Source organism: Microbacterium paraoxydans (genome assembly GCF_020524545.1).
In the GTDB taxonomy this organism is placed as follows: Bacteria; Actinomycetota; Actinomycetes; order Actinomycetales; family Microbacteriaceae; genus Microbacterium; species Microbacterium paraoxydans_C.
In genome coordinates this window covers 187,019-209,478 of sequence record NZ_JAIVLG010000003.1, presented here as the reverse complement: position 1 = coordinate 209,478, position 22,460 = coordinate 187,019, and the positions used below count along the sequence as shown (strand labels likewise).

The window sequence follows — 22,460 nt, the reverse complement described above, 5'->3', positions numbered from 1 at the left end:
AGGAAGCCGCCGGCCGTTCTCGTTGTCCGCGTGTGGCGTGAGCCAGGACCGTACGAACAGTGGATCTTCTTCCCGTCGAGGCACGCGAGAAGCGTGAGAATCGGCGAGAGCCGTTTCCCATTCTATGTCATGGCGCTCGCGGCGCGGAGATTTCAGCCGATCAGGAAGTCACGTCGAGCACGCGAGCAGCGTCGGTGACGTCGGCGGCCATCTGCGCCATGAGCTTCTCGATCCCCTCGAACGCGACCATTCCCCTCAGCCGCTCGACGAACTCGACGGTGACATCGTGTCCGTAGAGCTCCAGTCCGGTCTCGCCGAGCACGTGAGCCTCCACCTGCCGTACGAGAACGTCGTCGAAGGTGGGATTGGTGCCGACCGAGATGGCGGAGGGGTGCCGGATCCCGGTGTCATGATCCACGAGCCATCCCGCGTACACACCGTCGGCCGGGACGAAAGCATCGACGATCGTGGAGAGGTTCGCGGTCGGAAAGCCCAGTTCTCGCCCGCGCTTGAGCCCGTGAACGACCTCGCCCCGGACATCCGGGTAGCGGCCGAGCACGGTCGCCGCCGTCGCGACATCGCCTTCCATCAGCAGTTCCCGGATCCAGCTCGACGACACGCGCCGTGCGGAACCGGGAAGGTACACGTCGTCGACGACCTCCACGGAGAAGCCGTACTCGGGACCGAGGGCACGAAGGAGGTCCGGCGTACCGGCCCCCTTGTTGCCGAAGCGGAAGTCCTCGCCGACGAGGACCGTGGAGACGTCGACCGCACCGACGAGGATGTCGGTGACGAAGTCATGAGCGCTGCGGGCAGCGAGTTCCTCGTCGAAGGTGAGCACGAGAGTCGCATCGATGCCCAGCTCGCCGAGCAGTTCGAGTTTGCGATCGACCGTGACGACGTTCTCGGGGCATCGGTCCGGACGAAGGATCGCGAGGGGGTTGCGGTCGAAGGTGACCGCGACGGCGCGGCTGCTCGTGGCAGCAGCTGCTTCGTTCAGCCTCGCGATGACAGCCCGATGACCGGCGTGGACGCCGTCGAACTTGCCGATGGCGACCGCGCTCGGTCCGAAGCCGTCCGGGATCTCCTCCGGGCTGCGGAACACGATCACGCGTGGACCTCGGCCGATGTCACGGCTTCGACCGGTCGGTGCGTACGCAACCACCAGACCCCGAAGATCGGGAGCACCAGCGGTACGAAGAGGTAACCGCGCCCGAACAGCGACCACACGGTCTCGTGCTGGAACAACGCTGGCATCAGGACGCTGAGCAAGCCGACGACGAGCACTCCGGTCAGTTCGAAGATGATCGCGACCCATGCCACCGTGTACCAGCCGCGACGTCGGGCGAGCACGAGAGCGAGAGTGGCGAGGATGTACACCACGGCCGCGAGAGCGGACAGCGAGTACGCCAGGGGGGCTTCGTCGAAGCGACGGACGATCTGCACGAAACTGCGCCCGGTGGCGGCCAGCGCCATCACGGCGTAGACGATCACGAGGACGCGACCGATGCCGGTCATCCGAGTGGGGGGTGCGGTGGAGCTCATAGCGCATTCCATCCTAGAGCCGCGGGAGACGGCGGGAGTCTCCCCGACGCCTCACCTCACGCGATCTGGACGGACCAGATGACCTGCATGCGCCACAGCATGATCGCGATCGCGAAGGCCGCGACACCGAGGATCACGGTGCTCCACCGGCTGCGCTCCATGAGCGCCCACAGCACGGCGCCGACGGGGAGCAGTGCGGCCGACACCAGGTAGACCCAGTACTCGAGAAGGTCGCCCGTTGGCGGGTTGCCCGCGAGTGGTGCGACGATCGCCACGATGACCTGGACTACCAGGAGGAGCTCCACGAGAGCGAGTGCGCCGACGCTGAAGTCACTCGGCCTGCGCCCGATGAGCCCGGCGACGACGCAGAAGACACCCGCCGCGACGGCCACTACGACCTGGGCGATCGTGAACCACAGGATCATCGCACGGCCTCCGGCATGTTCATCGCGCTCTTCAGATCCGCTCCGCGCTTCTCGACGATGCCCACGAGGACGCCCGCTTCGTCGATGGCTGCTGCGATCGGGCCGTCCAGGCGCGCGGCTTGGCCGATGAGACGTTTGCCGTGCCGCAGGTCCCGCGCTTCGTCGACTCCCATATCCAGGGTCGGGAGGATGCGCCGGGCAGCCTGAGCGGCCGTGAGCGTGGGAGCCCCTTCGAGCGCGTCGACGTCGACCGCGTCGCTCACATCGAACGGGCCGACCCGCGTGCGTCGCAGCGCGGTGAGGTGGCCGCCGACGCCGAGGGCTTCACCCAGGTCGCGAGCGAGCGAGCGGATGTACGTGCCGGACGAGCAGTCGACGATCACGTCCAGATCGATCGCGCCGTCGCTCCGACGGCTCTCGACGCGGTCGAAGCGGGAGACGACGACATCTCGGGCGGCCAAGACGACTTCTTCCCCGGCACGGACACGGTCGTAGGCACGACGACCGTCGACTTTGATGGCGGAGACGGAGCTGGGCACCTGCGAGAGCTGCCCGGTGAGGGCCGCTATCCCCGCCGCGACAGCATCGTCCGTCACCGCGGCCAACGCGTCCGAAGCAGCGGTCGCGAGGATCTCGCCCTCAGCGTCATCGGTTCCGGTGGTCTGGCCGAGGCGGATCGTCGCCGTGTAGGTCTTGTCCGCGCCGACGATGTAGGTGAGGAGCCTGGTCGCTCCCTCGAGGCCGATGACCAGAAGCCCGGTCGCCATCGGGTCGAGCGTTCCGGCGTGACCGACCTTCCTCGTCCCGAACGCACGCCGCGTGCGCGCGACGACGTCGTGGCTGGTCAGCCCTGAGGGCTTGTCGACGAGAAGGATGCCGGGCGGGACCATCCCCCCAGCCTACCGACGGCGCGATGATCAGCCGATCCGGGAGAGCACGGGTGGCACCGTCGGGGGCGCGACCTCGGGCTCCCGTAGGCTGAAGGAATGCGCGTATCGCAGGCCCCACCCGACGTCGTCGCGCGTCTGCCGGAGTGGTATCGGGCGACGGCGCGCGACCTCCCGTGGCGCCGGTCCGCGTTTCATGACGAGTTCGGCGCGTGGGGTGTCCTCGTCAGCGAGTTCATGCTGCAGCAGACCCCCGTCTCGCGGGTCATCCCCCATCTGGAGGCATGGCTGGCACGATGGCCGAGACCGGAGACGATGGCCGCGGCGACGACGGCGGAGGTGGTGAAGCAGTGGGCTAATCTGGGCTACCCTCGGCGTGCTCTCTGGCTGCACCGCGCCGCGATCGAGATCACAGAGCGGCACGACGGCATCGTCCCGCGCGACGTCGACGCGCTCCTCGCTCTCTCCGGTATCGGCGACTACACGGCCAGGGCCGTCGCGGTCTTCTCCTACGGGGACCGGCATCCGGTCGTCGACACGAACACGCGGCGGGTGCTGGCCAGGGCCGTCGAGGGCCGCGCCAACCCCGCTCCGCCCTCGCGCCGAGACCTCACTCTGATGGACTCGCTGCTCCCGGCTTCAGTGCCCGAGTCCGTGGTCTTCAACGCCGCGGTGATGGAACTGGGCGCCACGGTCTGCACTGCTCGAACTCCGCGCTGCGAGCAGTGTCCTCTCTCCGGTTCCTGCGCCTGGCTCGTCGCGGGCCGCCCCGACACCGGGGACGACCGTCGACGCCAGGCTTCCTATGAGGGATCGGACCGCCAGGCCCGTGGCCTCGCGTTGCGCCTTCTGCGGCAGGCCGCCCCCGACGCGGTTCCCCTCATCGCCGTCCTGCCCGACTGGCCTGATTCCGCTCAGCGCGACCGTGCGATCGACTCGCTCATCGCGGACGGACTCGCCGAGGCCGATGGAGAAGCCCTGTCACTGCCTCGGTGACCATCCTCAGAGGTGATGATCGGTGCGGTGTGCGAGCACCGTGAGTTCGACGCGGCTGCGGACGTCGAACTTCGTGAAGATGCGCCCGAGGTGCACTTCGACCGTGCGGACCGACACGTTCAGCATCTCCGCGATATCCCTGTTCGGAGCTCCGCCGACGGCGAGCATCGCCACCTCGAGTTCCCGCGCCGTGAGTGCGAGCGACCACGCGGCGCGGCACGCGGCGAGCGGATCGGCCGCCGGGACGAGACTCCCTTCCCTGGCGTCGAGGCGGTCGATGCGGTCGCGGATGGATCGCGCCCATGCGGTCGCGCCCGAAAGCTCGAAAAGACGCTCCGCATGGTGGAGGTGGACCCTGGCTGCGGCATGATCATCGTGGATCGCGTGCTGGGTCCCCAGCATGGTCTCCACTCTGGCTCGCGTGAACGGAGAGGTGAGCGTGCGTGCCGCTTCCGCGACGGCATCACGCTCGGAACGCCACCGGGCGTCACCGGCCGTGGCGATGCGCACGCGCAGACTCTGCGCGAGGGCGATCTCCGGCGGCTCGATCGAACCGACCGTCATCGGGCGCGCTTCGACCGTGAGAGCGAGTTCATCGAGCGCCGGCACCGACATGGTCGTTCGCGGAGACCCGAGCTCGGCCCAGAGGCGCACCGCGGTGGCGGCGTCGTCGAAGGAACCGGCGAGAAGCGACTGTATCCCCCGGTCGACGAGCACATCGATCCGCGCCCCGTTGGGCAGGGCGGCCGTGAGCGAAAGCGAGAAGGGACCGAGTTCACCGAGCACGGCGAGATCGAGTCGACGCGCGAGGACCACGCCCAGTCCCGCGAACGGCAGAGCGATCGGCAACACGAGCGCGGCGTGGATGAGTCGCTCCCGCGCAAGACCGATGTCTCCTCGCCACACGAGCAGCAGGACGTCGATGATCCGGCGGTACGCCTGGATGATCGGGCTCCGCTCGTAGCCGGGCACCAGCGGGTCTGATGCGCGCCCGATCGCCGAGTCGTCTTTCGCGAGGACTCGGCGTGCCCGATCGATGTCGCCGTGCAGTGCCGCGTGCAGTGCGCTCAGCAGTCCGCCGCTCACCGGACCTGATCCCACGACGTCGTCGACGTCGCGCTCTCCGGCGATGAGCCAGCTGAGCGCGGTCACCGGATCCCGCAGTTCACTCTCCGCACCGACGCGAGCCGCTCCTTCCCGGAGCGCATCGAGCCAGACCCGCATCCCCCGTCGATCGCCTCGCTCGGCGCACATCACCGCAGCGAGAGCACTCGCGCGCGTCCAGTGACGCCACTCCTCCGGGTCATCCGACCCCGGACGCAGCGAACTCGGGTCGATCTCGGGTACGGCGCCCTGCGCGAGCGTCTGGGATGCGAGAAGTGCGGCGAGGGCTCTGGGCCTCCGATGCGAGGACGCCTGCGCGTAGAACGCGTTCAACCAGTCCGAAGCCTCGAAGGCGAATCCGGCGGCGAGCGACGACACTCCTGCGATCATCCGTGCGTCGTCCCGGTCACTGCCGGTGGTGTGGTCCGATGCCTCCCGCGCGAGCAGCAACGCGCGCTCGGGGAAGCCCGCCGCATTGAGCTGTCTGGCGATGTCGATGAGCTCCGACGCAGCCGCGGGGTCGCTTTCGAGGGACGCCCGCGCATGGTGCCAGTCAGCGCGCATGTGATCGCCGCGCGCCCGGAAGACGGCGCTCAACCGCTCGTGGACGAGCGCGGTGGCCGACGCCGAGGATGTGGCTCTGATCCAGATCGAGAGGCGGGCGTCGACGAAACGCACGCGACCGGCATGCATACGCAGACGGTCGCCCACCGCAGCGACCGCGAGCTCTGACGCAGATCTCCCATCGAACGCGAGCAGAGGTTCGAGATCATCGTCCAGACACACCGAGAGCGCGAGCAGCAGCTGACGATCGCGCGAATCGAATTCCGCGGTGTCGAATCTTCGAGCGATCGACGGGACGAACGGGAGCGGCGATGGCAGTGGCCGCTGACCGTGTCGCTGCTCGGGCGTCAGCCTCTCGACGACCTCCCGGACCGTGGGGGCATGCGCGTCGAGATCGACGACGAGACCGGCGAGCACGTGCGGCGCGCACGCGAGGTCCCGCTCGAGCAGCTCCTCGAGGACGAGCCCCACCACCGCCGGCGCGACGAATCGCCCCCGCGCCATACTCCGACCCACGATCCAGCCCCCCAGCTTCGCGGGATGCGGTCCCGCGAAGCCGAGGGTATCAAAAGGCGATCACTCCGCGTCGTCGTCCGTGCGGTACGGGTCGGCGTCACCGGCATGCGACGCCGAGGAGGCGAGCTTCGCGACGTCCGCATCCCGCTGCTGTGCTTCGCGGAGCAGGGCGCCGATGTGATCCGCATTCTCCGGAAGCGCATCAGGGATGAACTCGAGCGTCGGCACGAGCCTCGTGCTGAGCTGCCGGCCGACCTCGCTGCGCAGCATTCCGGTAGCCGACGTGAGTGCGGCACCGCTGGAGATGCGCTCCTCCTCCGTGCCCAGCACCGTGTAGAAGACCGACGCGTGCTGGAGGTCTCCGCTCACACGGACGTCGGTGATCGTGACGAAGCCGAGGCGCGGGTCACGCAACCCCTTCTCCAATCGTTCAGCCAGGATCACGCGGATGCGGTCCGCGAGCCGAGCCTGTCGTTCGCCTGCCATTGTTCTCTCCCTGTCCGGAAACCTCAGGGCGCCCTCCGCTCCGCACCCCGAGAGGAGCGGGGCGAAGGACGCCCGAGAGGTTGTTCGAATCGATCAGCCGCGAGGCTTCTCGACGAGCTCGGTCGTCTCGATCTCATCACCGATCTGGATGTCGTTGTACTTCCCGAGACCGATACCGGCCTCGTAGTCCGTACGGACTTCGGTGACGTCGTCCTTGAACCGGCGCAGCGACTCGATGGCGAGACCATCGGCGACCACGACGCCATCGCGGATGACGCGAGCCTTGGCGTTGCGCGTGATCGTTCCCGATCGCACGATGACACCGGCGATGTTTCCGAACTTCGAGGAGCGGAACACCTCGCGGATCTCGGCCACACCCGACTGGACCTCTTCGTACTCCGGCTTGAGCATGCCCTTGAGCGAGCTCTCGATCTCGTCGATCGCGTTGTAGATGACGGAGTAGAAGCGGATGTCCACGCCCTCACGGGAGGCACGCTCGCGCGCCTTCGTGTCGGGGCGGACGTTGAAGCCCACGATGATCGCGTTGTCGATCGTCGCCAGGTTCACGTCGGATTCGGTGATCGCACCGACACCGCGGTGGATGATGCGCAGCTGCACCGAGTCGTCGACCTCGATCTTGAGCAACGACTCCTCCAGCGCCTCGACGGCACCGGAGACGTCACCCTTGATGATGAGGTTGAGCGACTCGACCTTGCCCTCTTCGAGAGCACGGGTGAAGTCCTCGAGCGAGATGCGCTTGCGGGCCTTGGCCAGCTGGGCGTTGCGCTCGACCGCTTCACGCTTCTCAGCGATCTGGCGAGCCATGCGGTCTTCCTCGGTCACGATGAAGACGTCTCCGGCACGCGGAACGGAGTTCAGACCCTGCACCTGCACCGGACGCGACGGGTAGGCCTCGAGGACCTGCTCGCCGTTCTCGTCCGCCATGGCGCGCACGCGGCCGTACGCCGTGCCCGCGACGATCGCGTCGCCGACCCGGAGCGTTCCGGACTGGATGAGCACCGTGGCGACCGAACCGCGGCCCTTGTCGAGCTTGGCCTCGATGGCGACACCACGAGCGGCCTTGTTCGGGTTGGCGGTCAGGTCGAGACCTGCGTCTGCGGTGAGCAGCACGGCGTCCAGCAGTTCCTGGATACCGGTACCGGCACGAGCGGACACGTCGACGAACATGACATCGCCACCGAACTCCTCGGCGACCAGACCGTACTCGGTCAGCTGCTGACGCACCTTGGAGGGGTTCGCGTCAGGCTTGTCGACCTTGTTCACCGCGACCACGATCGGCACGTTCGCCGCCTGGGCATGGTTCAGCGCCTCGACCGTCTGCGGCATGATGCCGTCGTCGGCTGCGACCACGAGGATCGCGAGGTCGGTGACCTGCGCACCGCGGGCACGCATGGCCGTGAACGCCTCGTGACCCGGGGTGTCGATGAAGGTGATGGCGCGCTCGATGCCCTCGTGCTCGGTCCAGACCTGGTAGGCACCGATGTGCTGGGTGATGCCACCGGCTTCGCCCTCGATGACGTTGGTCTGACGGATCGCGTCGAGCAGTCGCGTCTTACCGTGGTCGACGTGACCCATGACGGTGACGACCGGCGGACGGATCTCGAGGTCGTCCTCGCTCTCCGCCTCGAGCTCGGCCTCGAGGTCGAGGCCGAAGCCCTCGAGGAGCTCCTTGTCCTCGTCCTCGGGCGAGACCATCTGGATCTTGTAGCCCAGTTCTTCGCCGAGCACCTCGAAGGTCGCCTCGTCCAGCGACTCGGTGGCCGTGGCCATCTCGCCGAGGTTGAAGAGGATGGTGACGAGGGTTCCCGGCTGGACCGTGTAGCCGGTCAGCGTCTCGATCTTGTCGGCGAAGTCCGCGATCGACGCACCGCGACGCATGCGGATGGTCTCTCCGTTGCCGCGGGTGACGTTGACGCCACCGACGACCGGAGCACTCCGCATCTCGAACTCTTGCCGCTTCGCCCGCCGCGACTTGCGCTGCTTGCTCTTTCCGCCGCCCTTACCGAAGGCACCTGCGGTACCGCCACCGGGACCACGGCCTCGACCGCCGCCCCCACCGGGACGACCGGCGAAACCGCCGCCGGGACGCGCACCCGGACCACCGGCGCCGCCGGGTCCGCCGCCACCGGGACGACCGGGACCACCCGAGCGCTGCTGGAACGGAGCACCCGGACGCCCGCCCTGACCACCACGAGGGGCGCCGGGACGCGGCGAGCCGGGACGCGGAGCGCCGGGACGGGGAGCGCCGGGGCGCGGAGCCTGCGGACGCGGGATGTTGCCGGGTGTCGGGCGCTGCCCCATACCCTGAGCAGACGCGAAGGGGTTGTTGCCCGGGCGGGGCCCGGCCGGGCGCTGTCCCATCCCCTGCGCGGAGGAGAACGGGTTGTTACCGGGACGCGGAGCCCCGGGAGTCGGTGCGCCGCCGTCAGCGGGCTTCGCCGCCTCGGGAGCGGCTGCGGCCGGAGCTTCTGCCGCGGGCGCAGGCGCCGGGGCAGAGGGCGCGGGAGCCGCGGGGGCCGGAGCCTCCGGGGCAGGCTTGGGACCGGGCTTGGGGCCCGGGGTCGGTGCCGGCTTGGCACCGGGCTTCGCCGCACCGGGCTTCGCCGCAGCCGGTTTCGCGGCGGGAGCAGTGTCCGCCGCGGCCTTGAGCGAGCCGTCGGCCTCGATCGCCGCGCGCAGCTTGCGCGCCACCGGCGGCTCGATGGTCGAAGAAGGGCTCTTCACGAACTCGCCGAGTTCCTTGAGCTTTGCAAGTGCGACCTTGCTGTCGACGCCGAGTTCGGCGGCGATCTCATGTACGCGTGGTTTACCAGCCACAATTCTCCTGTCTGAGTCGGTCCACCCAGACAGGGCAGACCACTAGTCGCGGACGGGTCTCATTTCGAGCCGTTCACTTTGTTTCCATAGCTGTTCAGCCTTTGTTTCTTGGTGGATGCTGTTCGAAGGTCCGCGTGTCCAGCTGAGTGGATACGCGCAGTGCTCGTCCGAATGCGCGGCGTCGCAGAGCGGCATCCATGCATTCCCGTGTCGGATGGACCCACGCGCCTCGCCCCGGCAGGACAGCACTCTCATCGACGATGAGGGTGTCATTCTGGGACACCACCCTGAGCAGGGTGGAGCGGGGAGCACGCGTGCGACAACCGACGCACGTTCGTACGGGTTCCATCTTACACCTGCGTTTCGCCCCGCCCCGCCCGCGAACGGGGCGAGCCGGGATGCCGGAGCCGTTCAGTCGAGGATGCTGTCCGGCTGGATGTCGATCTTCGCCCCCGTGAGCTTGGCGGCCAGGCGCGCGTTCTGACCCTCCTTGCCGATCGCGAGCGACAACTGATAGTCGGGGACCAGCGCGCGGACCGCCTTGGTCCCGGCGTCGAGCACGAACGAGCTCGTGACCTTCGCGGGCGAGAGCGCATGCGCGACGAAGACGGGAAGATCGGCGTCGTAGTCGACGATGTCGATCTTCTCCCCCGCAAGCTCTTCGGTGACCGCGCGCACTCGCCGACCGAGCTCTCCGATGCAGGCGCCCTTGGCGTTGATCGAGGGATCGTTCGCCTTCACCGCGATCTTGGTGCGGTGTCCGGCCTCGCGTGCGAGCGCGACGATCTCGACGAGGCCGGCCGCGATCTCCGGTACCTCGAGGGCGAAGAGCTTGCGCACGAGTCCGGGATGCGTGCGCGAGACCGTGATCTGCGGCCCCTTGAGTCCCTTGGCGACGCTCGTGACGTAGACGCGCAGACGCGACCCATGCGTGTACTCCTCGCCGGGCACCTGCTCCTCGGGGGGCAGGATGGCTTCGACGGTACCGAGATCGATGTGGATCATACGAGGGTTCGGCCCCTGCTGAACCACACCGGCGACGATGTCGCCTTCCTTGTCCTTGAAATCACCGAGCACCACGTCGTCGGCGATATCCCGCAGACGCTGGCTGATGACCTGCTTGGCGGCGAAGGCGGCGATGCGTCCGAAGTCGTCAGGGGTGGCGTCTTCTTCGCCGATGACGGCGCCTTCCTCGTCCCGGACGACCTGGAGCACGGCGACATGCCCGGTCTTGCGGTCAAGGTCGACGCGGACGCCCTCGGGGGTCGCACCGTCCTCGGAGACGTGCTTGGAGTACGCGGTCAGGATCGCCTGCTCGATGATCGCGACGAGTTCGTCGAAGGGGATCGCCTTCTCCTTCTCGATCCCTCGCAGAAGACTCAGTTCGATGTCCATGACGGCCTCTCTATTCAGCTCTCGTCGCGCCTGTTCGCACGCGCGACATCCGTACCACGATACCCTGTGCCGACCGGACCCTGCCACGACGGCAGCGGAGTCACCCCGGACCCGGACGAGGAGGACCACGTGAGCGCATTCGACACCATCGTCATCGGTGCGGGCATGTCGGGGCTGACCGCTGCCCGCATGCTCGCCGACGCCGGGCAGCGTGTCGTCGTCCTCGAGGCACGCGACCGCATCGGCGGGCGCATGCACACCGACCGGAGCGCGGGGTTCCCCGTAGACCTCGGCGCATCGTGGATCCACGGGATCGACGACTCTCCCCTGTGGGACTTCGTCCAGGCGCTCGGGGTTCCGACCATCGAGTACACGGTGGGCAGCTTCCAGGTCGGCGGGCGACCGATCGACAACTTCGACGGCCAGGGGCGGGCGATGGATGACACTGCCACCGCGCAGTGGATCGCCGATGTCGATGAGGCCGACCGCCTGCTCGCCGCGGAGATCGCGGCCTCGATCCCCGGGGACACCTACCTCGACGTCACCGAGCGCGCCCTCGATCGTTCCGGACTCTCACCAGAGCGCATCGATGAGATCCGCGAGTTCTTCCGCCACCGCGTGGAGGAGCAGTGCGGCGCCTGGATCGGCGACCTGGATGCACACGGCCTCGACGAGGACGCCATCGAGGGCGACGAGGTGATCTTCCCCCGCGGGTACGACGAACTCCCCCGGCGCATCGGTGCAGGGCTCGACGTTCGCACCGAGAGGCCGGTTTCGCGCGTGAATCGGGCGACGGATGGCGTCGTCGTGCACGCGGGCGACACCGTGTACACCGCCGACCGCGTGATCGTCACCATCCCGCTGGGCGTCCTGAAGGCGGGAACGATCGAGTTCGTCCCTGCTCTGCCGGACACGGTCGCGGGACCGATCGACCGGCTCGGCATGGGGGTGTTCAACAAGATCTTCCTGCAGTTCCCCGCGCGCTTCTGGAACGAAGGGAGTTACGTCATCCGCGCTCTGGGCGAGGCCGGGGAGCACTGGCACTCCTGGTACGACGTGTCCGCCGTCAGCGGACTGCCCACGCTCCTGACGTTCGCGGCCGGCCCCTTCGGGCAGCGCATGCAGGAGCTTCCGGACGAGGAGGTGGTCGCCGACGTCCTGCGCGCGCTCCGCGGCCTGTACGGCGACGCGGTCGGCACGCCTCGCGCCCACTGGATCACGCACTGGGGACCGGATGCGTTCTCGAACGGTTCCTACTCGCATCTGGCGGTGGGATCGACGCACCACGACCATGATGCCTTGGCCGGTCCTGTGGATGATGTGGTGCATTTCGCGGGAGAAGCCACCTGGGGCGACGAACCCGCGACGGTCGGTGCCGCGTTCTATTCCGGGCACCGAGCAGCGGAGAGGATCCTCGGCCGCGCGGTCGACCTCGCCGAGTTCGCCGCCGGGATCACCGCGCGGGAGCGGATGGAAGAGCGTTGATCGCCCCGATCAACCGGAACAGGTTTCCGACCTGACGCTGATCCAGGTGGAGCACCAGTCGGGGCAGTTCGAGTCGGTCGTCGTCGGCGATCTCCGGCTGCCGCGGATTCGTCTTCTCGATACGCCCCGAAGCCAGCATCGTGGCGAACTCCTCGTTGAGCGCGTCGACCTCGGCATCCGTCGGCTCTTCCCGCAGCCGTAGGATCAGCGCATCGCCGACCCAGCGCAGCGAGTCGTAGTTGTGCCAGAAGCCGGTGATCTCCGCGCGCGCCGCATCCACGGAGTCGGTGATGACGACGCGGTCGAAGTCCCCCTCGGAGATGACACCTGTGGGAGCGAGGTGATCGTCGATGAAACCGCGAAGGCCCTGCCAGAACGTCCCGCCCGGCTGATCCAGGAGCACGATGGGTGTCGGCTCCGCCTTGCCGGTCTGCTGGAGGGTGAGCAGCTCGAACATCTCATCGAGCGTGCCGAAACCGCCAGGGAGGCAGATGAAGCCGAGCGACTCCTTGATGAGCATCAGTTTGCGGGTGAAGAAGTACTTCATCGCGACCACATGATCCTGACCGGTGACGAAACCGTTCGGCTTCTCCTCGAAGGGCAGCCGGATCGACACGCCGAGCGAGAGCGCGGGCCCCGCGCCCTCTGACGCGGCCTGCATGATGCCGGGACCTGCACCGGTGACGACCATCCATCCATCACCGGCCAGTGCCGCGGCGACGTCCCGAGCGGTCACATACAGCGGGTCATCCTGCCTGGTGCGCGCCGAGCCGAACACGGTGACCTTGGGGACGCCGCGGAAGGGGGAGAACAGCAGGAACGCGTCGCGCATCTCCGCCAGCGCCGCAGAGGCGATCTTCAGGTCGAGACGGTCCGCCCCGTCCTCCCCCAGCAGGATCGCGGTCCGCAGCATCCTCATCACCAGTCGTCGATCGGCGTGCACACCCGCGTCGTCGAGGACGGTGTTGATCTCGGCGCTGAGCGCTTCCGGCAGAGGTTCGTCGTTCATGTCCCCAGCGTGGCATGCGGCGGGAGGACCGGGGGTCGCAACGCCGGTCACCGTCGCGACGCAGTCGATCGTGCTGTGATCACGACACCGCGGTGGTGTCAATGCCCGTGACGGCCCGCACGGCGGGCGGCACGCTGATGTCATGACGGAGATCACAGGAGCCGAAGCCCTCGCCCGCGTCGCCGAGCTCGTGAAAGAGATCGACATCACGATGCTCACCACGACCGATGAGGACGGCAACCTCGTGAGCCGACCGATGTCGACCCGACAGATGGACGACGCCGGAGACATCTGGTTCTTCACGGCCGAGGACACCGAGAAGGTCGATGAGGCGCGACAGAACCGCGACGTCGGTCTCGCCTACTGCGATGCCAGGGGAATGCGCTACGTTTCCGTCGCCGGTACGGCCGAGATCGTGCACGACCGCGCCAAGATGGAGGAGCTCTACTCCCCGTCGCTGGAGATCTGGTTCGCCGACGGCCTCGACACACCCGGCATCGCGCTTCTCAGAGTCACGCCGACGGTGACGGAGTTCTGGGAGCCCGCCAAGGGCAAGCTCGCTCTTGCAGCCGGGGCGCTCAAGTCCCTCGTCACCCGCGACACACCGGATGACGACATCATGAACCACGGCCGCATCGTCTGCTGACGACGCGGCCGCGGATCTCACCGCGAGGCCGTGAGGCGCTCGACGACGTCGTCGACCGAGATCGCGTCCCGATCTCCGGTGGCACGGTCCCACAGCTCGACCTGTCCCTCGCCCGCGCCGCGTCCGACGATGACGATCTTCGGTACGCCGACGAGTTCGGCGTCGCCGAACTTCACTCCGGGCGACACCTTCGGGCGGTCGTCGTAGAGCACGTCGAAACCGGCGCCCTCGAGCTCAGCGGACAGGCTCTCCGCGACGTCGAAGGCGACCTGGTCTCGACCGGCAGCGACGACCTGGACATCGAACGGCGCGATCGATGCCGGCCAGATGAGACCCTTGTCGTCGTTGTTGAGCTCGGCGATGATCGCCAGGATGCGGGTCACACCGATTCCGTAGGAGCCCATCGTGACGGTGACAAGCTTGCCGTTCTCGTTCAGCACCTTCAGGCCCAGCGCCTCGGCGTACTTGCGGCCGAGCTGGAAGACATGGCCGATCTCCATGCCTCGGGCGAGCTCGACGGGGCCGGATCCATCGGGAGCCGGGTCTCCGGCACGCACGTTCGCGATCTCCACGATGCCGTCGACGGCGAAGTCACGCCCCGCGACGACAGAGTGGGCATGCTTCTGGTCGATGTTCGCACCGGTGATCCACGCCGTTCCCTCGCTCACGCGCGGATCGACGAGGTAGCGGATGCCGGTCGCGGATTCCTCACCCAGCACGGCGCCGGTGGGTGACCACGGCCCGATGTAGCCCCGCACGAGCAGCGGATTCTTCTCGAAGTCCTCGGCCGTCGCGGTCTCGACCTCGGCGGGAGCGAACGCCACCTCCGCGCGCTTCTCGTCGACGTCGCGGTCGCCGGGGATGCCGACGATGACCAGCTCACGGGTCCCGTCGAGATGCGTGAGAGCGAGAACCACGTTCTTGAGGGTGTCCGCGGCCGTGTACTCGCCGTCGAGTTCCCGGTTGCAGTGCGCGACCAACGTCTCGATCGTCGGGGTGTCGGGCGAATCGAAGATGACCGGGGCCGCATCGGCGTCGAAAGCGACGGCGTCGGGGACCGCGGTCGTGAACGCCTCGACGTTGGCGGCGTAGCCACCCGCGCTGCGCACGAAGGTGTCCTCGCCGACAGGCGTCGGGTGCAGGAACTCCTCGCTTCGGGAGCCCCCCATCGCGCCGGCATCCGCCTGGACGATCGCGTACTCGAGACCGAGGCGCTGGAAGATGCGCTCATAGGCATCGCGCTGCGCCTGGTAGCTGATGTCCAGCCCCTCGTCGGAGGAATCGAACGAGTAGGCGTCCTTCATCGTGAACTCGCGGCCACGGAGCAGGCCCGCACGCGGACGTGCCTCGTCACGGTACTTGTCCTGGATCTGGTAGATCGTGAGCGGGAGGTCCTTGTAGGACGAGTACAGGTCTTTCACGAGCAACGTGAACGCCTCCTCGTGCGTGGGGGCGAGAAGGTAGTCGCCGCCCTTGCGATCCTGGAGACGGAACAGCAGGTCGCCGTACTCCTCCCAACGGCCGGTCGCCTCGTACGCCTCACGCGGCATGAGGGCAGGGAAATGCACCTCCTGAGCGCCGGCTGCGGCCATCTCCTCGCGCACGACGGACTCGATCTTCGCCTTGACCCGCAGACCGAGTGGCAGCCACGCGAAGATCCCGGCGGCCTGCGGTCGGATGTACCCGGCCCGGATCAGCAGCTTGTGGCTGGTGACCTCTGCGCCTGCAGGGTCTTCACGGAGCGTGCGGAGGAAGAAGTTCGAAAGACGAGTGACCACGGAGCAAGTCTAGTGAGCCGTGGTCACTCGTCTTCACGACGTCAGTTGAGCGCCGGGAGGTTCGCAGGAACGACCCCGCCGGCGTACAGGTCGGCCGCGAGTTCCTGCAGGGCGGTGAGCGCGACCCGCTGCGGAAGAGGACCGTAGGAGATGCGGGCGACGCCGAGCTTCTCGTACTCCGAGGCGGCAAGCGCTCCGGGGAGGCCGATGACGCTGACCTTGCGCTCACCGATACCGTCGACGAGCTGGCGGGTGACGTTCATGTCGAGGATCCCGGGAACGAAGACCGCGGTTGCTCCGGCATCGAGGTAGGCGCGACCGCGCTGGATGGCATCGGCGACGCTCTCCTTCACAGAACGCCCGCCCGCACGAACGAAGGCGTCGGTCCTCGCGTTGAGCGCGAACGGCACGCCTTCGCTTTCAGCGGCCCTGACGATCGCCTCGACGGCGGCGACGGATTCGTCGAGCGGCTTGAGACGATCCTCGACGTTCGCGCCGACCACACCTGCTGCGATGGCGAGACGCGCGGTCTCTCCCGCGTCCCCGTAGCCGTCATCGAGGTCGGCGGTGACGGGAACCTGCACAGCGGCGGCGATCCGTCCGACCATGTCGATCATGACCTCCCGCGGCGTAGCGCCGTCCTCGTAGCCGAACGAGGCGGCGATGCCGTGCCCCGCGGTCGCGAGTGCTCTCGTCTCCGGGAGCGCGGCGACGGCCTTCGCTGAGACGACGTCCCACACGTTCACGACGCGGAGGATCTCCGGAGCGTCATAGAGTCCGACAAGAGTCTGGGCCTTGGCTGCAGTGGTCATGTACCCACGGTAACGCGGCCCGCGGACGGTCGGGCCGGCTTCGGCGGATCCGACCTCGCGCAGCCGCGGAGGGAGCCAGCATAGTGTGGAGACATGCCGCAGCGCCGATCGCATGTGTCCTCCTCCGCCACGCGGAGCGAGCTCGCCGCCGCCCTGGCCGCGCTCCGGGAATCCTCCGAGGCGTCGCTCGAATTCCCGCCCGAAGCGCTCGCCGAAGCCGCAACCAGCGCCGTGACCGTCCCGGATCTCGACCTCAGGGACGTGCCGTTCGCGACGCTGGATCCGAAGGGTTCGCGCGACCTCGATCAGGCGTTTCACCTGACACGCGCGGGCACGGGCTATAGGGTGCGCTACGCGATCGCTGATGTTCCGGGATTCGTCGTGCCCGGTGGAGCGGTGGACGCCGAAGCGCGGCGCCGCGGGCAGACCCTGTATGCGGCGGACGGCTCGATCCCGCTGCATCCCCGAGCGCTGAGTGAGGACCGTGCCTCGCTGCTCGCGAATGCGGACCGCCCGGCGCTGGTGTGGACCTTCGATCTCGATGCCGCGGCGGCGGTCCGGGACTTCCGCCTGGAGCGCGCACTCATCCGCTCTCGCGCCCAGCTCGAATACGTGACCACGCAGCAGGCGCTGGATCGCGGCGACGACGGACCGGCCGCTCTGCTGCCGGAGATCGGCGCGCTGCGCCTCGAACAGGAACGGTCACGTGGCGGGGCGAGCCTCAATCTCCCCGATGAGGAAGTCGTCCGGGCCTCGGACGGCACCTACTCGATCGAGCGCCGCAGCCCTCTTCCCGTCGAAGAATGGAACGCGCAGCTCTCACTCATGACGGGTATGGCAGCGGCGTCCCTCATGCTCGAAACCGGCGTGGGGATCCTCCGTACGATGCCCGAACCCGATGACGCGGCGTTCAGTGCGTTCCGTCACCAGACGGCGGCACTCGGACGACCGTGGACGGCGGGCACCTACGGTGATTATCTGCGGGAACTCGATCGCACCGACCCGGTCACTCTTCCGGTGCTCGAGGCCGCGGCGTCGCTCTTCCGCGGCGCGGGGTACGTCACCTTCGATGGATCCCGTCCGAAGGACACCGTGCAGGCCGCGATCGCCGCGCCCTACGCTCATGCGACCGCTCCCCTGCGTCGGCTCGTCGACCGCTGGAGCCTCGCGATCTGCCTCGCGGCGTCGAGTGGAGTTCCGGCTCCGGAGTGGGCGCGCGCCTCGCTCGCCGAGCTCCCCGCCCTCATGCAGGAATCCGGTCAGCGCGCGTCACGGCTGAACTCCTCGACGATCAACACCGTCGAGGCAGCTCTTCTCGTCCCCCTAGTCGGCACGACGATCGATGCGACGGTCATCGAGTTGCGCGGAGAGCGCGCCAGCGTACAGATCGCCGATCCCGCGGTCACGGCGACCGCACCGGTGCCCGCCGAGGCGACCCCGGGAGACATCGTGCGCCTGAAGGTCGTCCGAGCGGATATCGCCGAGGGCGAGGTCGAGTTCGCCGTCTGAGAGCCACGCCTTGAAGTGTGTCACCGTATTGGCACATAATGTATCAATGCAGTGACACGCTTTGGGAGGCAACGATGTTCCTGTTCCTGCTCCTGGTCTGGGGGCCCAGCGTGCTCGCCGCGGTGATCGCGCTCACGCTGCGGTTCACCCTCCTTCGCGGACAGCCGCGGCTCGCGACGAGAGACGCGGTGGTCACCGCCCTCGCCGGCGGAGTCCCGGTGATCGTCTTCCTCGCTCCCCTCGCGGGGGACTTCGGCGTCGGACCGCAGCTCTGGTGGGACCTCGGGACCAGGGCCGCCCTCCCGCTGATACTCGGCGTCGTCAGCGTGATCCTGCTCTCGCTCCCCTCGCGGTCCGCACAGATGGACGCCTCGGCACAGCTCGTCCCGCGCACAGTCCGAGCATTCGTCCGGCCGAGACAGCCCATCGTCCTCGGCATCCTCGCAGTCGTCGCCGTCACGCTCGCTCTTGCCGCCGGAGCCGCCTCGGAGACGGATGAGCGGGGGCAGTACACACGATTCTCGATCACCTTGGGATCCTCAGGCACTTCGGCCTCGACAGGGATCTACGGCTGGCACTACTCGCTGCCAGCGCTGGCGCTGCTCGGCGTGCTCCTCCTCTCCACCGCGATCGGCTGGCTCCTGCTCCCCCGTCCAGCCTGGAGCTACGACATCGACCGCGATACCGCGATCCGGCGGCTCCGAGCCACCAACATCGCACGGATCGCATGCGGTGCCGTCCTGCTGCACCTCGCCGTCGTGTTCAGCTCGCTCCGCGGCACCGCATCGATGATGCTGTCGGCACAGGCTGGGCCCCTCGGCATGGTGTCCCTCGGCACGCCGTTCGCCGCGATGGAGCCTGCTCTGTTCGTGGCGTGGGCACTCTCCACCACGGCAGGAATCGCGCTCTGGCTGCTCGCCGCCCTCAGCGGCGTCCCGATGAGCGCACGGACACCGCGTCTGGCGCACACGTCATGATCATCACGATCCACCGCGACAGCGGAGAGTCGCCGGCCGAACAGGTCCACGATCAGATCCGCGGGTTGATCACGACCGGCCACCTCCTGGCCGGCGACCGGCTTCCGTCCGTGCGTCAACTCGCCTCCGACCTGTCGATCGCCCCCGGAACCGTGGCCAAGGCGTATCGGCTTCTCGAGGAAGACGGGCTCGCGACATCGCGGATCGGCTCCGGCACGCGCGTGAGCGACACGGCCAGCCCCGTCGCGGGCGGTATCGCCGACGCCGCCCACGCACTGGCCGACATCGCCCGCGGGGAGGGCCTCACGCTCGCCGACACGCAGCGCGTCCTCCGCGCGATCTGGTGACCGTTCGCCGAAGCGAGGTCGCCAGACTCGAGCACAGTTGGCGGATACTCTGACCGCATGGATCATGCTGAACTTGCTGAGCGATTCGTCGCGGAGACCTATCCCCGCGCGCGAATCGCGATCGTTGCCGGAAGCACAGCCCGTGAAGAGCGCACGGCAACCAGCGACACCGATCTCCTCCTCATCGGCGATCCGCTCTTCGATGACCCGATGCAGGCGAGCGAGGCGGCCACCTACGAGTTCGAAGGCGAGATCTTCGAGGTGTTCGCCTACACTCCGGAAGGCTTTGCTTCGTGGGCGGATCGCGGGATCGAAACCCATCGCCCCGTCATCGTCCACATGCTCGTGGAAGGAATCCCGATACGGGATGACGGGTCGCTCGATGAGCTCCGTGCGCGCTGGAGCAGCCCGCTGCTTGCCTCAGACATCGAGCGATTCGCCGCGCGTGTAGAGCACGAGCTGCAGCGAGCGGGTGGTCGCGTTCAGGCCGGATTCGTCCGCTGATATCAGATCGCCGGAGTCGCGGTCGTGGTCATCACGAGGAGCTGCGGGTCGCTCAGATCGAGCTCGACCACGATCGCGGAGAACGCCGTGAGGCTGTCGACATGGGTGCCGCCGCAGAGGATCGCGGCGTCACCCTCCGGGAGCTCGCAGTGCCAACGCCGACGGTCGACGATCGTGGGCCCGTCCGTCTCGACGCGGCTGGCTGCGCCGGACGCCACCCACATGGCGAGCCGACCGTTGATCCGCTCCTCGCGTTCGGCGAGCGTCGCAGCGAAATTCTCCGTGTCGAAACCTGCTCTGCGCAGGCTCTTGCCGAGACGGTACTCGTCGACGGCGCCGTTCTCATGGATGCGGCTGGACTGGTTCGCACGGCCTTCGAAGTCGGGATTCCCGAGCGCATCCCCTCCAGGATCCTTTCGCCACAGATCGGCGACGGCGAGGTCGAGCGCGAGGGAGGCCAGGTGGCAGGCGGTGTGACCGCGGCTGAGTCCGGCTCTGCGCGTCTCGTCGACGGACAGCCTCACCCGGGCACCCTCGATCAGCCAGTCCGGGATGTCGGCCTCGATGCGGTGCCCGACCAACCAGGTCCACCCGTCGGCGCCGCGTTTGACCGGGATATCACTGCCCACGGCGAAGGCTCCGTCGGCGGAGGCTGCCACCATCACGGCCTCCGCCACCGGAAGAACCCGCTCGCCCGACGCGATCTCTCCGCTGTCGCCGGGCTGATCCGGCCAGGTGTGGTCGACGGGGTGGAAAGGAGTCGCGTCGACCACGACCACGGCCCCCTGCGGCCCGAGCTCGACGCGAGAGACGATGCCGTCACCGTCTACAGTGCCGTCGGCGAAGGTCACGATGGTGGGCGTCGACATGGATCTCCTCGGATTCGACGGTGCTGTTCGGCGTGCGATTGACGGCCTGCGCGCGAGGGCTCAGTGCGACGGCGGGATCGTGAAACTGGCCAGCTTGTCGCCCTCGACCACGAAGATGCCCTCGGACTCGCCGTTGAAGACGCTGCTGGACCAGGCGAAGCGGGTGCGGGTGGTGTCGCCCTCCGTCGTCGCCGAGAGAACCGTCATCTGCGCGCCCGCTCCGATCGCGTCGCTGTCCGCCCACCCGCGCACGCCGTCTGGGCCGGCCTTGACGGTGCCCCAATCGTTGACGAATCCTGCCGGTGTGAACGCACGGATGAACGCCTCCGTATCGGCGGCATTGATCGCATCGATCATCGCTTGAACGGGAGCGGGGAGGGCGGGCTCGGTCATGTTCGTGCTCCTCGGGGACTCAGGCGGTGACGACCTGCGCGGTGCCGAGGGGCGCTTCCGGCCCCATCTCGGCGGCGATTCGGGTGGCCTCTTCGATCAGGGTCGCGACGATCTCCGCCTCCGGAACCGTTTTGATGACCTCGCCCTTGACGAAGATCTGGCCCTTGCCGTTGCCCGAGGCCACGCCGAGGTCGGCTTCACGCGCCTCACCCGGTCCATTCACGACACAACCCATGACCGCGACGCGCAGCGGCACCGTCATGTCCTTCAGGCCTTCGGTGACGTTCTCGGCGAGCGTGTAGACATCGACCTGGGCGCGTCCGCACGACGGACAGGAGACGATCTCGAGCTTGCGTTCACGGAGGTTGAGCGACTGCAGGATCTGGTGCCCGACCTTCACCTCTTCTGCCGGCGGCGCCGAGAGGGACACGCGAATGGTGTCACCGATCCCCTCACCGAGCAGGATGCCGAACGCCGTGGCGCTCTTGATCGTGCCCTGGAAGGCCGGCCCCGCCTCGGTCACGCCGAGGTGGAGAGGCCAATCGCCGCGCTCGGCCAATTGCCGGTAGGCCTTGACCATGACGATGGGGTCGTTGTGCTTGACCGAGATCTTGAAGTCGTGGAAGTCGTGCTCCTCGAACAACGACGCCTCCCAGACGGCACTCTCGACCAGGGCCTCGGCCGTGGCCTTGCCGTACTTGGCGAGGATGCGGCGGTCCAGCGATCCGGCGTTGACGCCGATGCGCAGCGAAACGCCCGCCGCCTTGGCCGCCTCGGCGATCTTGCCGACGTTGCCGTCGAACTCCCGAATGTTGCCGGGATTGACGCGGACAGCGCCGCACCCGGCGTCGATAGCCGTGTAGATGTAGCGCGGCTGGAAGTGGATGTCGGCGATGACCGGGATCTGGCTCTTCATCGCGATGATCTTGAGGGCATCGGCGTCGTCTTGGTGCGGCACGGCGACGCGCACGATCTCGCAACCGGATGCCGTCAGTTCGGCGATCTGCTGGAGGGTCCCATTGATATCGGTGGTCTTCGTGGTCGTCATCGACTGCACACTGACGGGAGCGTCGCCGCCCACGAGAACCTTGCCCACCTTGATCTGCCGGGACTTCCGGCGCGGGGCGAGGACTTCGGGGATCTTCGGCATTCCGAGATTCACTGCTGGCACGCCTCAAGCCTACGCCGCCCGGATGCGAGAGGGCTGGACGGACGCACCGACGCTTGCGGCGGCAGCCTCTGGTGAGCACCCGCCGCTCGGGCGGACACCCCGCGATGTGGTAGTTTCAGCCCATGCTCGCGAACTTCACCTGGTGGCCCGCCTTCTAGGCGGTGTGTTCGCGTTCCCACGAATCCAGACCGCCTCCGGGGCGGT

Annotated in this window: 22 protein-coding genes; 7 read left to right on the top strand and 15 right to left on the bottom strand. The window is 68.0% G+C overall.

Features of this window, described 5'->3' with window-relative positions; translation table 11 throughout:
• Positions 1-160 precede the first annotated feature (160 nt).
• From LC041_RS09065 to truB, 4 genes are read right to left on the bottom strand one after another with little or no spacing between them, the layout of a single operon-like run.
• Positions 161-1,111, bottom strand: a complete 951-nt coding sequence (locus LC041_RS09065) for a bifunctional riboflavin kinase/FAD synthetase (RefSeq protein WP_226532782.1) — start codon at positions 1,109-1,111, stop codon at positions 161-163.
• Positions 1,108-1,545 (bottom strand): hypothetical protein, encoded by a 438-nt coding sequence (locus tag LC041_RS09060; RefSeq protein ID WP_226532781.1) that lies wholly within the window; start codon positions 1,543-1,545, stop codon positions 1,108-1,110. Before LC041_RS09060 ends, LC041_RS09065 begins: the two co-directional genes overlap by 4 nt.
• Positions 1,546-1,601: 56 nt before the next feature.
• Complete coding sequence (locus LC041_RS09055; RefSeq protein WP_226532780.1) at positions 1,602-1,970, bottom strand: hypothetical protein; 369 nt, start codon at positions 1,968-1,970, stop codon at positions 1,602-1,604.
• Positions 1,967-2,860 (bottom strand): tRNA pseudouridine(55) synthase TruB, encoded by an 894-nt coding sequence (gene truB, locus LC041_RS09050; RefSeq protein WP_226532779.1) that lies wholly within the window; start codon positions 2,858-2,860, stop codon positions 1,967-1,969. The genes LC041_RS09055 and truB overlap by 4 nt, the downstream gene beginning before the upstream one ends.
• A gap of 96 nt (positions 2,861-2,956) precedes the next feature.
• Between truB and LC041_RS09045 the strand changes: the two genes are divergently transcribed.
• On the top strand, positions 2,957-3,853 hold the full coding sequence (locus LC041_RS09045; RefSeq protein WP_226532778.1) for an A/G-specific adenine glycosylase: 897 nt from the start codon (positions 2,957-2,959) through the stop codon (positions 3,851-3,853).
• Positions 3,854-3,859: 6 nt separating this feature from the next.
• Here the strand turns inward: LC041_RS09045 and LC041_RS09040 are convergent, their stop codons facing one another.
• The 5 genes from LC041_RS09040 to nusA form a co-directional block, all read right to left on the bottom strand.
• The gene (locus LC041_RS09040; RefSeq protein WP_226532777.1) at positions 3,860-6,025 is read right to left on the bottom strand and encodes a response regulator transcription factor; all 2,166 of its coding nucleotides are present in this window, start codon (positions 6,023-6,025) and stop codon (positions 3,860-3,862) included.
• Positions 6,026-6,097: 72 nt separating this feature from the next.
• A complete protein-coding gene (gene rbfA / locus LC041_RS09035) occupies positions 6,098-6,523 on the bottom strand; it encodes a 30S ribosome-binding factor RbfA (protein ID WP_021199404.1) in 426 nt (141 codons plus the stop codon).
• A 93-nt stretch (positions 6,524-6,616) separates the two neighbouring features.
• Complete coding sequence (infB, locus tag LC041_RS09030; protein ID WP_226532776.1) at positions 6,617-9,361, bottom strand: translation initiation factor IF-2; 2,745 nt, start codon at positions 9,359-9,361, stop codon at positions 6,617-6,619.
• A gap of 94 nt (positions 9,362-9,455) precedes the next feature.
• A complete protein-coding gene (locus LC041_RS09025; protein ID WP_226532775.1) occupies positions 9,456-9,710 on the bottom strand; it encodes a YlxR family protein in 255 nt (84 codons plus the stop codon).
• A gap of 62 nt (positions 9,711-9,772) precedes the next feature.
• On the bottom strand, positions 9,773-10,756 hold the full coding sequence (gene nusA, locus LC041_RS09020) for a transcription termination factor NusA (RefSeq protein ID WP_226532774.1): 984 nt from the start codon (positions 10,754-10,756) through the stop codon (positions 9,773-9,775).
• A 129-nt stretch (positions 10,757-10,885) separates the two neighbouring features.
• Here nusA and LC041_RS09015 point away from each other — a divergent pair, with 129 nt between their 5' ends.
• On the top strand, positions 10,886-12,241 hold the full coding sequence (locus LC041_RS09015; RefSeq protein ID WP_226532773.1) for a flavin monoamine oxidase family protein: 1,356 nt from the start codon (positions 10,886-10,888) through the stop codon (positions 12,239-12,241).
• Here LC041_RS09015 and LC041_RS09010 read toward each other — a convergent pair.
• Entirely contained in the window at positions 12,210-13,250 is a 1,041-nt protein-coding gene (locus tag LC041_RS09010; RefSeq protein WP_226532772.1) for an LOG family protein, read from the bottom strand. The two genes, LC041_RS09015 and LC041_RS09010, sit on opposite strands and share 32 nt — an antisense overlap.
• Positions 13,251-13,392: 142 nt before the next feature.
• Here LC041_RS09010 and LC041_RS09005 point away from each other — a divergent pair, with 142 nt between their 5' ends.
• Positions 13,393-13,896, top strand: coding sequence for a pyridoxamine 5'-phosphate oxidase family protein (locus LC041_RS09005; protein ID WP_226532771.1), 504 nt, complete (start codon positions 13,393-13,395; stop codon positions 13,894-13,896).
• Between the two features lie 17 nt (positions 13,897-13,913).
• Here the strand turns inward: LC041_RS09005 and LC041_RS09000 are convergent, their stop codons facing one another.
• On the bottom strand, positions 13,914-15,674 hold the full coding sequence (locus LC041_RS09000) for a proline--tRNA ligase (RefSeq protein ID WP_226532770.1): 1,761 nt from the start codon (positions 15,672-15,674) through the stop codon (positions 13,914-13,916).
• A 41-nt stretch (positions 15,675-15,715) separates the two neighbouring features.
• Positions 15,716-16,486 (bottom strand): isocitrate lyase/PEP mutase family protein, encoded by a 771-nt coding sequence (locus tag LC041_RS08995; RefSeq protein ID WP_226532769.1) that lies wholly within the window; start codon positions 16,484-16,486, stop codon positions 15,716-15,718.
• A gap of 93 nt (positions 16,487-16,579) precedes the next feature.
• Here LC041_RS08995 and LC041_RS08990 point away from each other — a divergent pair, with 93 nt between their 5' ends.
• The 4 genes from LC041_RS08990 to LC041_RS08975 all read left to right on the top strand — a co-directional run bounded on the left by LC041_RS08990 (position 16,580) and on the right by LC041_RS08975 (position 19,823).
• The gene (locus tag LC041_RS08990) at positions 16,580-17,995 is read left to right on the top strand and encodes an RNB domain-containing ribonuclease (protein WP_226532768.1); all 1,416 of its coding nucleotides are present in this window, start codon (positions 16,580-16,582) and stop codon (positions 17,993-17,995) included.
• 74 nt (positions 17,996-18,069) lie between these two features.
• Complete coding sequence (locus LC041_RS08985) at positions 18,070-18,972, top strand: hypothetical protein (RefSeq protein ID WP_226532767.1); 903 nt, start codon at positions 18,070-18,072, stop codon at positions 18,970-18,972.
• Positions 18,969-19,319 carry a GntR family transcriptional regulator gene (locus tag LC041_RS08980; RefSeq protein ID WP_226532766.1) on the top strand — a complete coding sequence of 117 codons (351 nt, stop codon included), beginning with the start codon at positions 18,969-18,971 and terminating at the stop codon, positions 19,317-19,319. The genes LC041_RS08985 and LC041_RS08980 overlap by 4 nt, the downstream gene beginning before the upstream one ends.
• A gap of 57 nt (positions 19,320-19,376) precedes the next feature.
• Positions 19,377-19,823, top strand: coding sequence for a hypothetical protein (locus tag LC041_RS08975; protein WP_226532765.1), 447 nt, complete (start codon positions 19,377-19,379; stop codon positions 19,821-19,823).
• A 2-nt stretch (positions 19,824-19,825) separates the two neighbouring features.
• Here LC041_RS08975 and LC041_RS08970 read toward each other — a convergent pair whose 3' ends face one another.
• Genes LC041_RS08970 through ispG form a run of 3 tightly spaced genes read right to left on the bottom strand, consistent with a single transcriptional unit; the run spans position 19,826 to position 22,235 of the window.
• Positions 19,826-20,692: a hypothetical protein gene (locus LC041_RS08970; protein WP_226532764.1), complete on the bottom strand. Its 867-nt coding sequence runs from the start codon at positions 20,690-20,692 to the stop codon at positions 19,826-19,828.
• Positions 20,693-20,752: 60 nt separating this feature from the next.
• A complete protein-coding gene (locus tag LC041_RS08965; RefSeq protein WP_226532763.1) occupies positions 20,753-21,085 on the bottom strand; it encodes a nuclear transport factor 2 family protein in 333 nt (110 codons plus the stop codon).
• Positions 21,086-21,104: 19 nt separating this feature from the next.
• Positions 21,105-22,235, bottom strand: a complete 1,131-nt coding sequence (gene ispG, locus LC041_RS08960) for a flavodoxin-dependent (E)-4-hydroxy-3-methylbut-2-enyl-diphosphate synthase (RefSeq protein WP_226532799.1) — start codon at positions 22,233-22,235, stop codon at positions 21,105-21,107.
• Between the last annotated feature and the right edge of the window lie 225 nt (positions 22,236-22,460).

Excerpts from the sequence above, each read along its gene's own strand:
- LC041_RS09060 (WP_226532781.1), bottom strand. The coding sequence starts at position 1,545 with ATGAGCTCCACCGCACCCCCCACTCGGATGACCGGCATCGGTCGCGTC.
- LC041_RS09055 (WP_226532780.1), bottom strand. The coding sequence starts at position 1,970 with ATGATCCTGTGGTTCACGATCGCCCAGGTCGTAGTGGCCGTCGCGGCG.
- truB (WP_226532779.1), bottom strand. The coding sequence starts at position 2,860 with ATGGTCCCGCCCGGCATCCTTCTCGTCGACAAGCCCTCAGGGCTGACC.
- LC041_RS09045 (WP_226532778.1), top strand. The coding sequence starts at position 2,957 with ATGCGCGTATCGCAGGCCCCACCCGACGTCGTCGCGCGTCTGCCGGAG.
- LC041_RS09040 (WP_226532777.1), bottom strand. The coding sequence starts at position 6,025 with ATGGCGCGGGGGCGATTCGTCGCGCCGGCGGTGGTGGGGCTCGTCCTC.
- rbfA (WP_021199404.1), bottom strand. The coding sequence starts at position 6,523 with ATGGCAGGCGAACGACAGGCTCGGCTCGCGGACCGCATCCGCGTGATC.
- LC041_RS09025 (WP_226532775.1), bottom strand. The coding sequence starts at position 9,710 with ATGGAACCCGTACGAACGTGCGTCGGTTGTCGCACGCGTGCTCCCCGC.
- nusA (WP_226532774.1), bottom strand. The coding sequence starts at position 10,756 with ATGGACATCGAACTGAGTCTTCTGCGAGGGATCGAGAAGGAGAAGGCG.
- LC041_RS09010 (WP_226532772.1), bottom strand. The coding sequence starts at position 13,250 with ATGAACGACGAACCTCTGCCGGAAGCGCTCAGCGCCGAGATCAACACC.
- LC041_RS09005 (WP_226532771.1), top strand. The coding sequence starts at position 13,393 with ATGACGGAGATCACAGGAGCCGAAGCCCTCGCCCGCGTCGCCGAGCTC.
- LC041_RS08995 (WP_226532769.1), bottom strand. The coding sequence starts at position 16,486 with ATGACCACTGCAGCCAAGGCCCAGACTCTTGTCGGACTCTATGACGCT.
- LC041_RS08990 (WP_226532768.1), top strand. The coding sequence starts at position 16,580 with ATGCCGCAGCGCCGATCGCATGTGTCCTCCTCCGCCACGCGGAGCGAG.
- LC041_RS08985 (WP_226532767.1), top strand. The coding sequence starts at position 18,070 with ATGTTCCTGTTCCTGCTCCTGGTCTGGGGGCCCAGCGTGCTCGCCGCG.
- LC041_RS08980 (WP_226532766.1), top strand. The coding sequence starts at position 18,969 with ATGATCATCACGATCCACCGCGACAGCGGAGAGTCGCCGGCCGAACAG.
- LC041_RS08975 (WP_226532765.1), top strand. The coding sequence starts at position 19,377 with ATGGATCATGCTGAACTTGCTGAGCGATTCGTCGCGGAGACCTATCCC.
- LC041_RS08970 (WP_226532764.1), bottom strand. The coding sequence starts at position 20,692 with ATGTCGACGCCCACCATCGTGACCTTCGCCGACGGCACTGTAGACGGT.
- LC041_RS08965 (WP_226532763.1), bottom strand. The coding sequence starts at position 21,085 with ATGACCGAGCCCGCCCTCCCCGCTCCCGTTCAAGCGATGATCGATGCG.
- ispG (WP_226532799.1), bottom strand. The coding sequence starts at position 22,235 with ATGCCGAAGATCCCCGAAGTCCTCGCCCCGCGCCGGAAGTCCCGGCAG.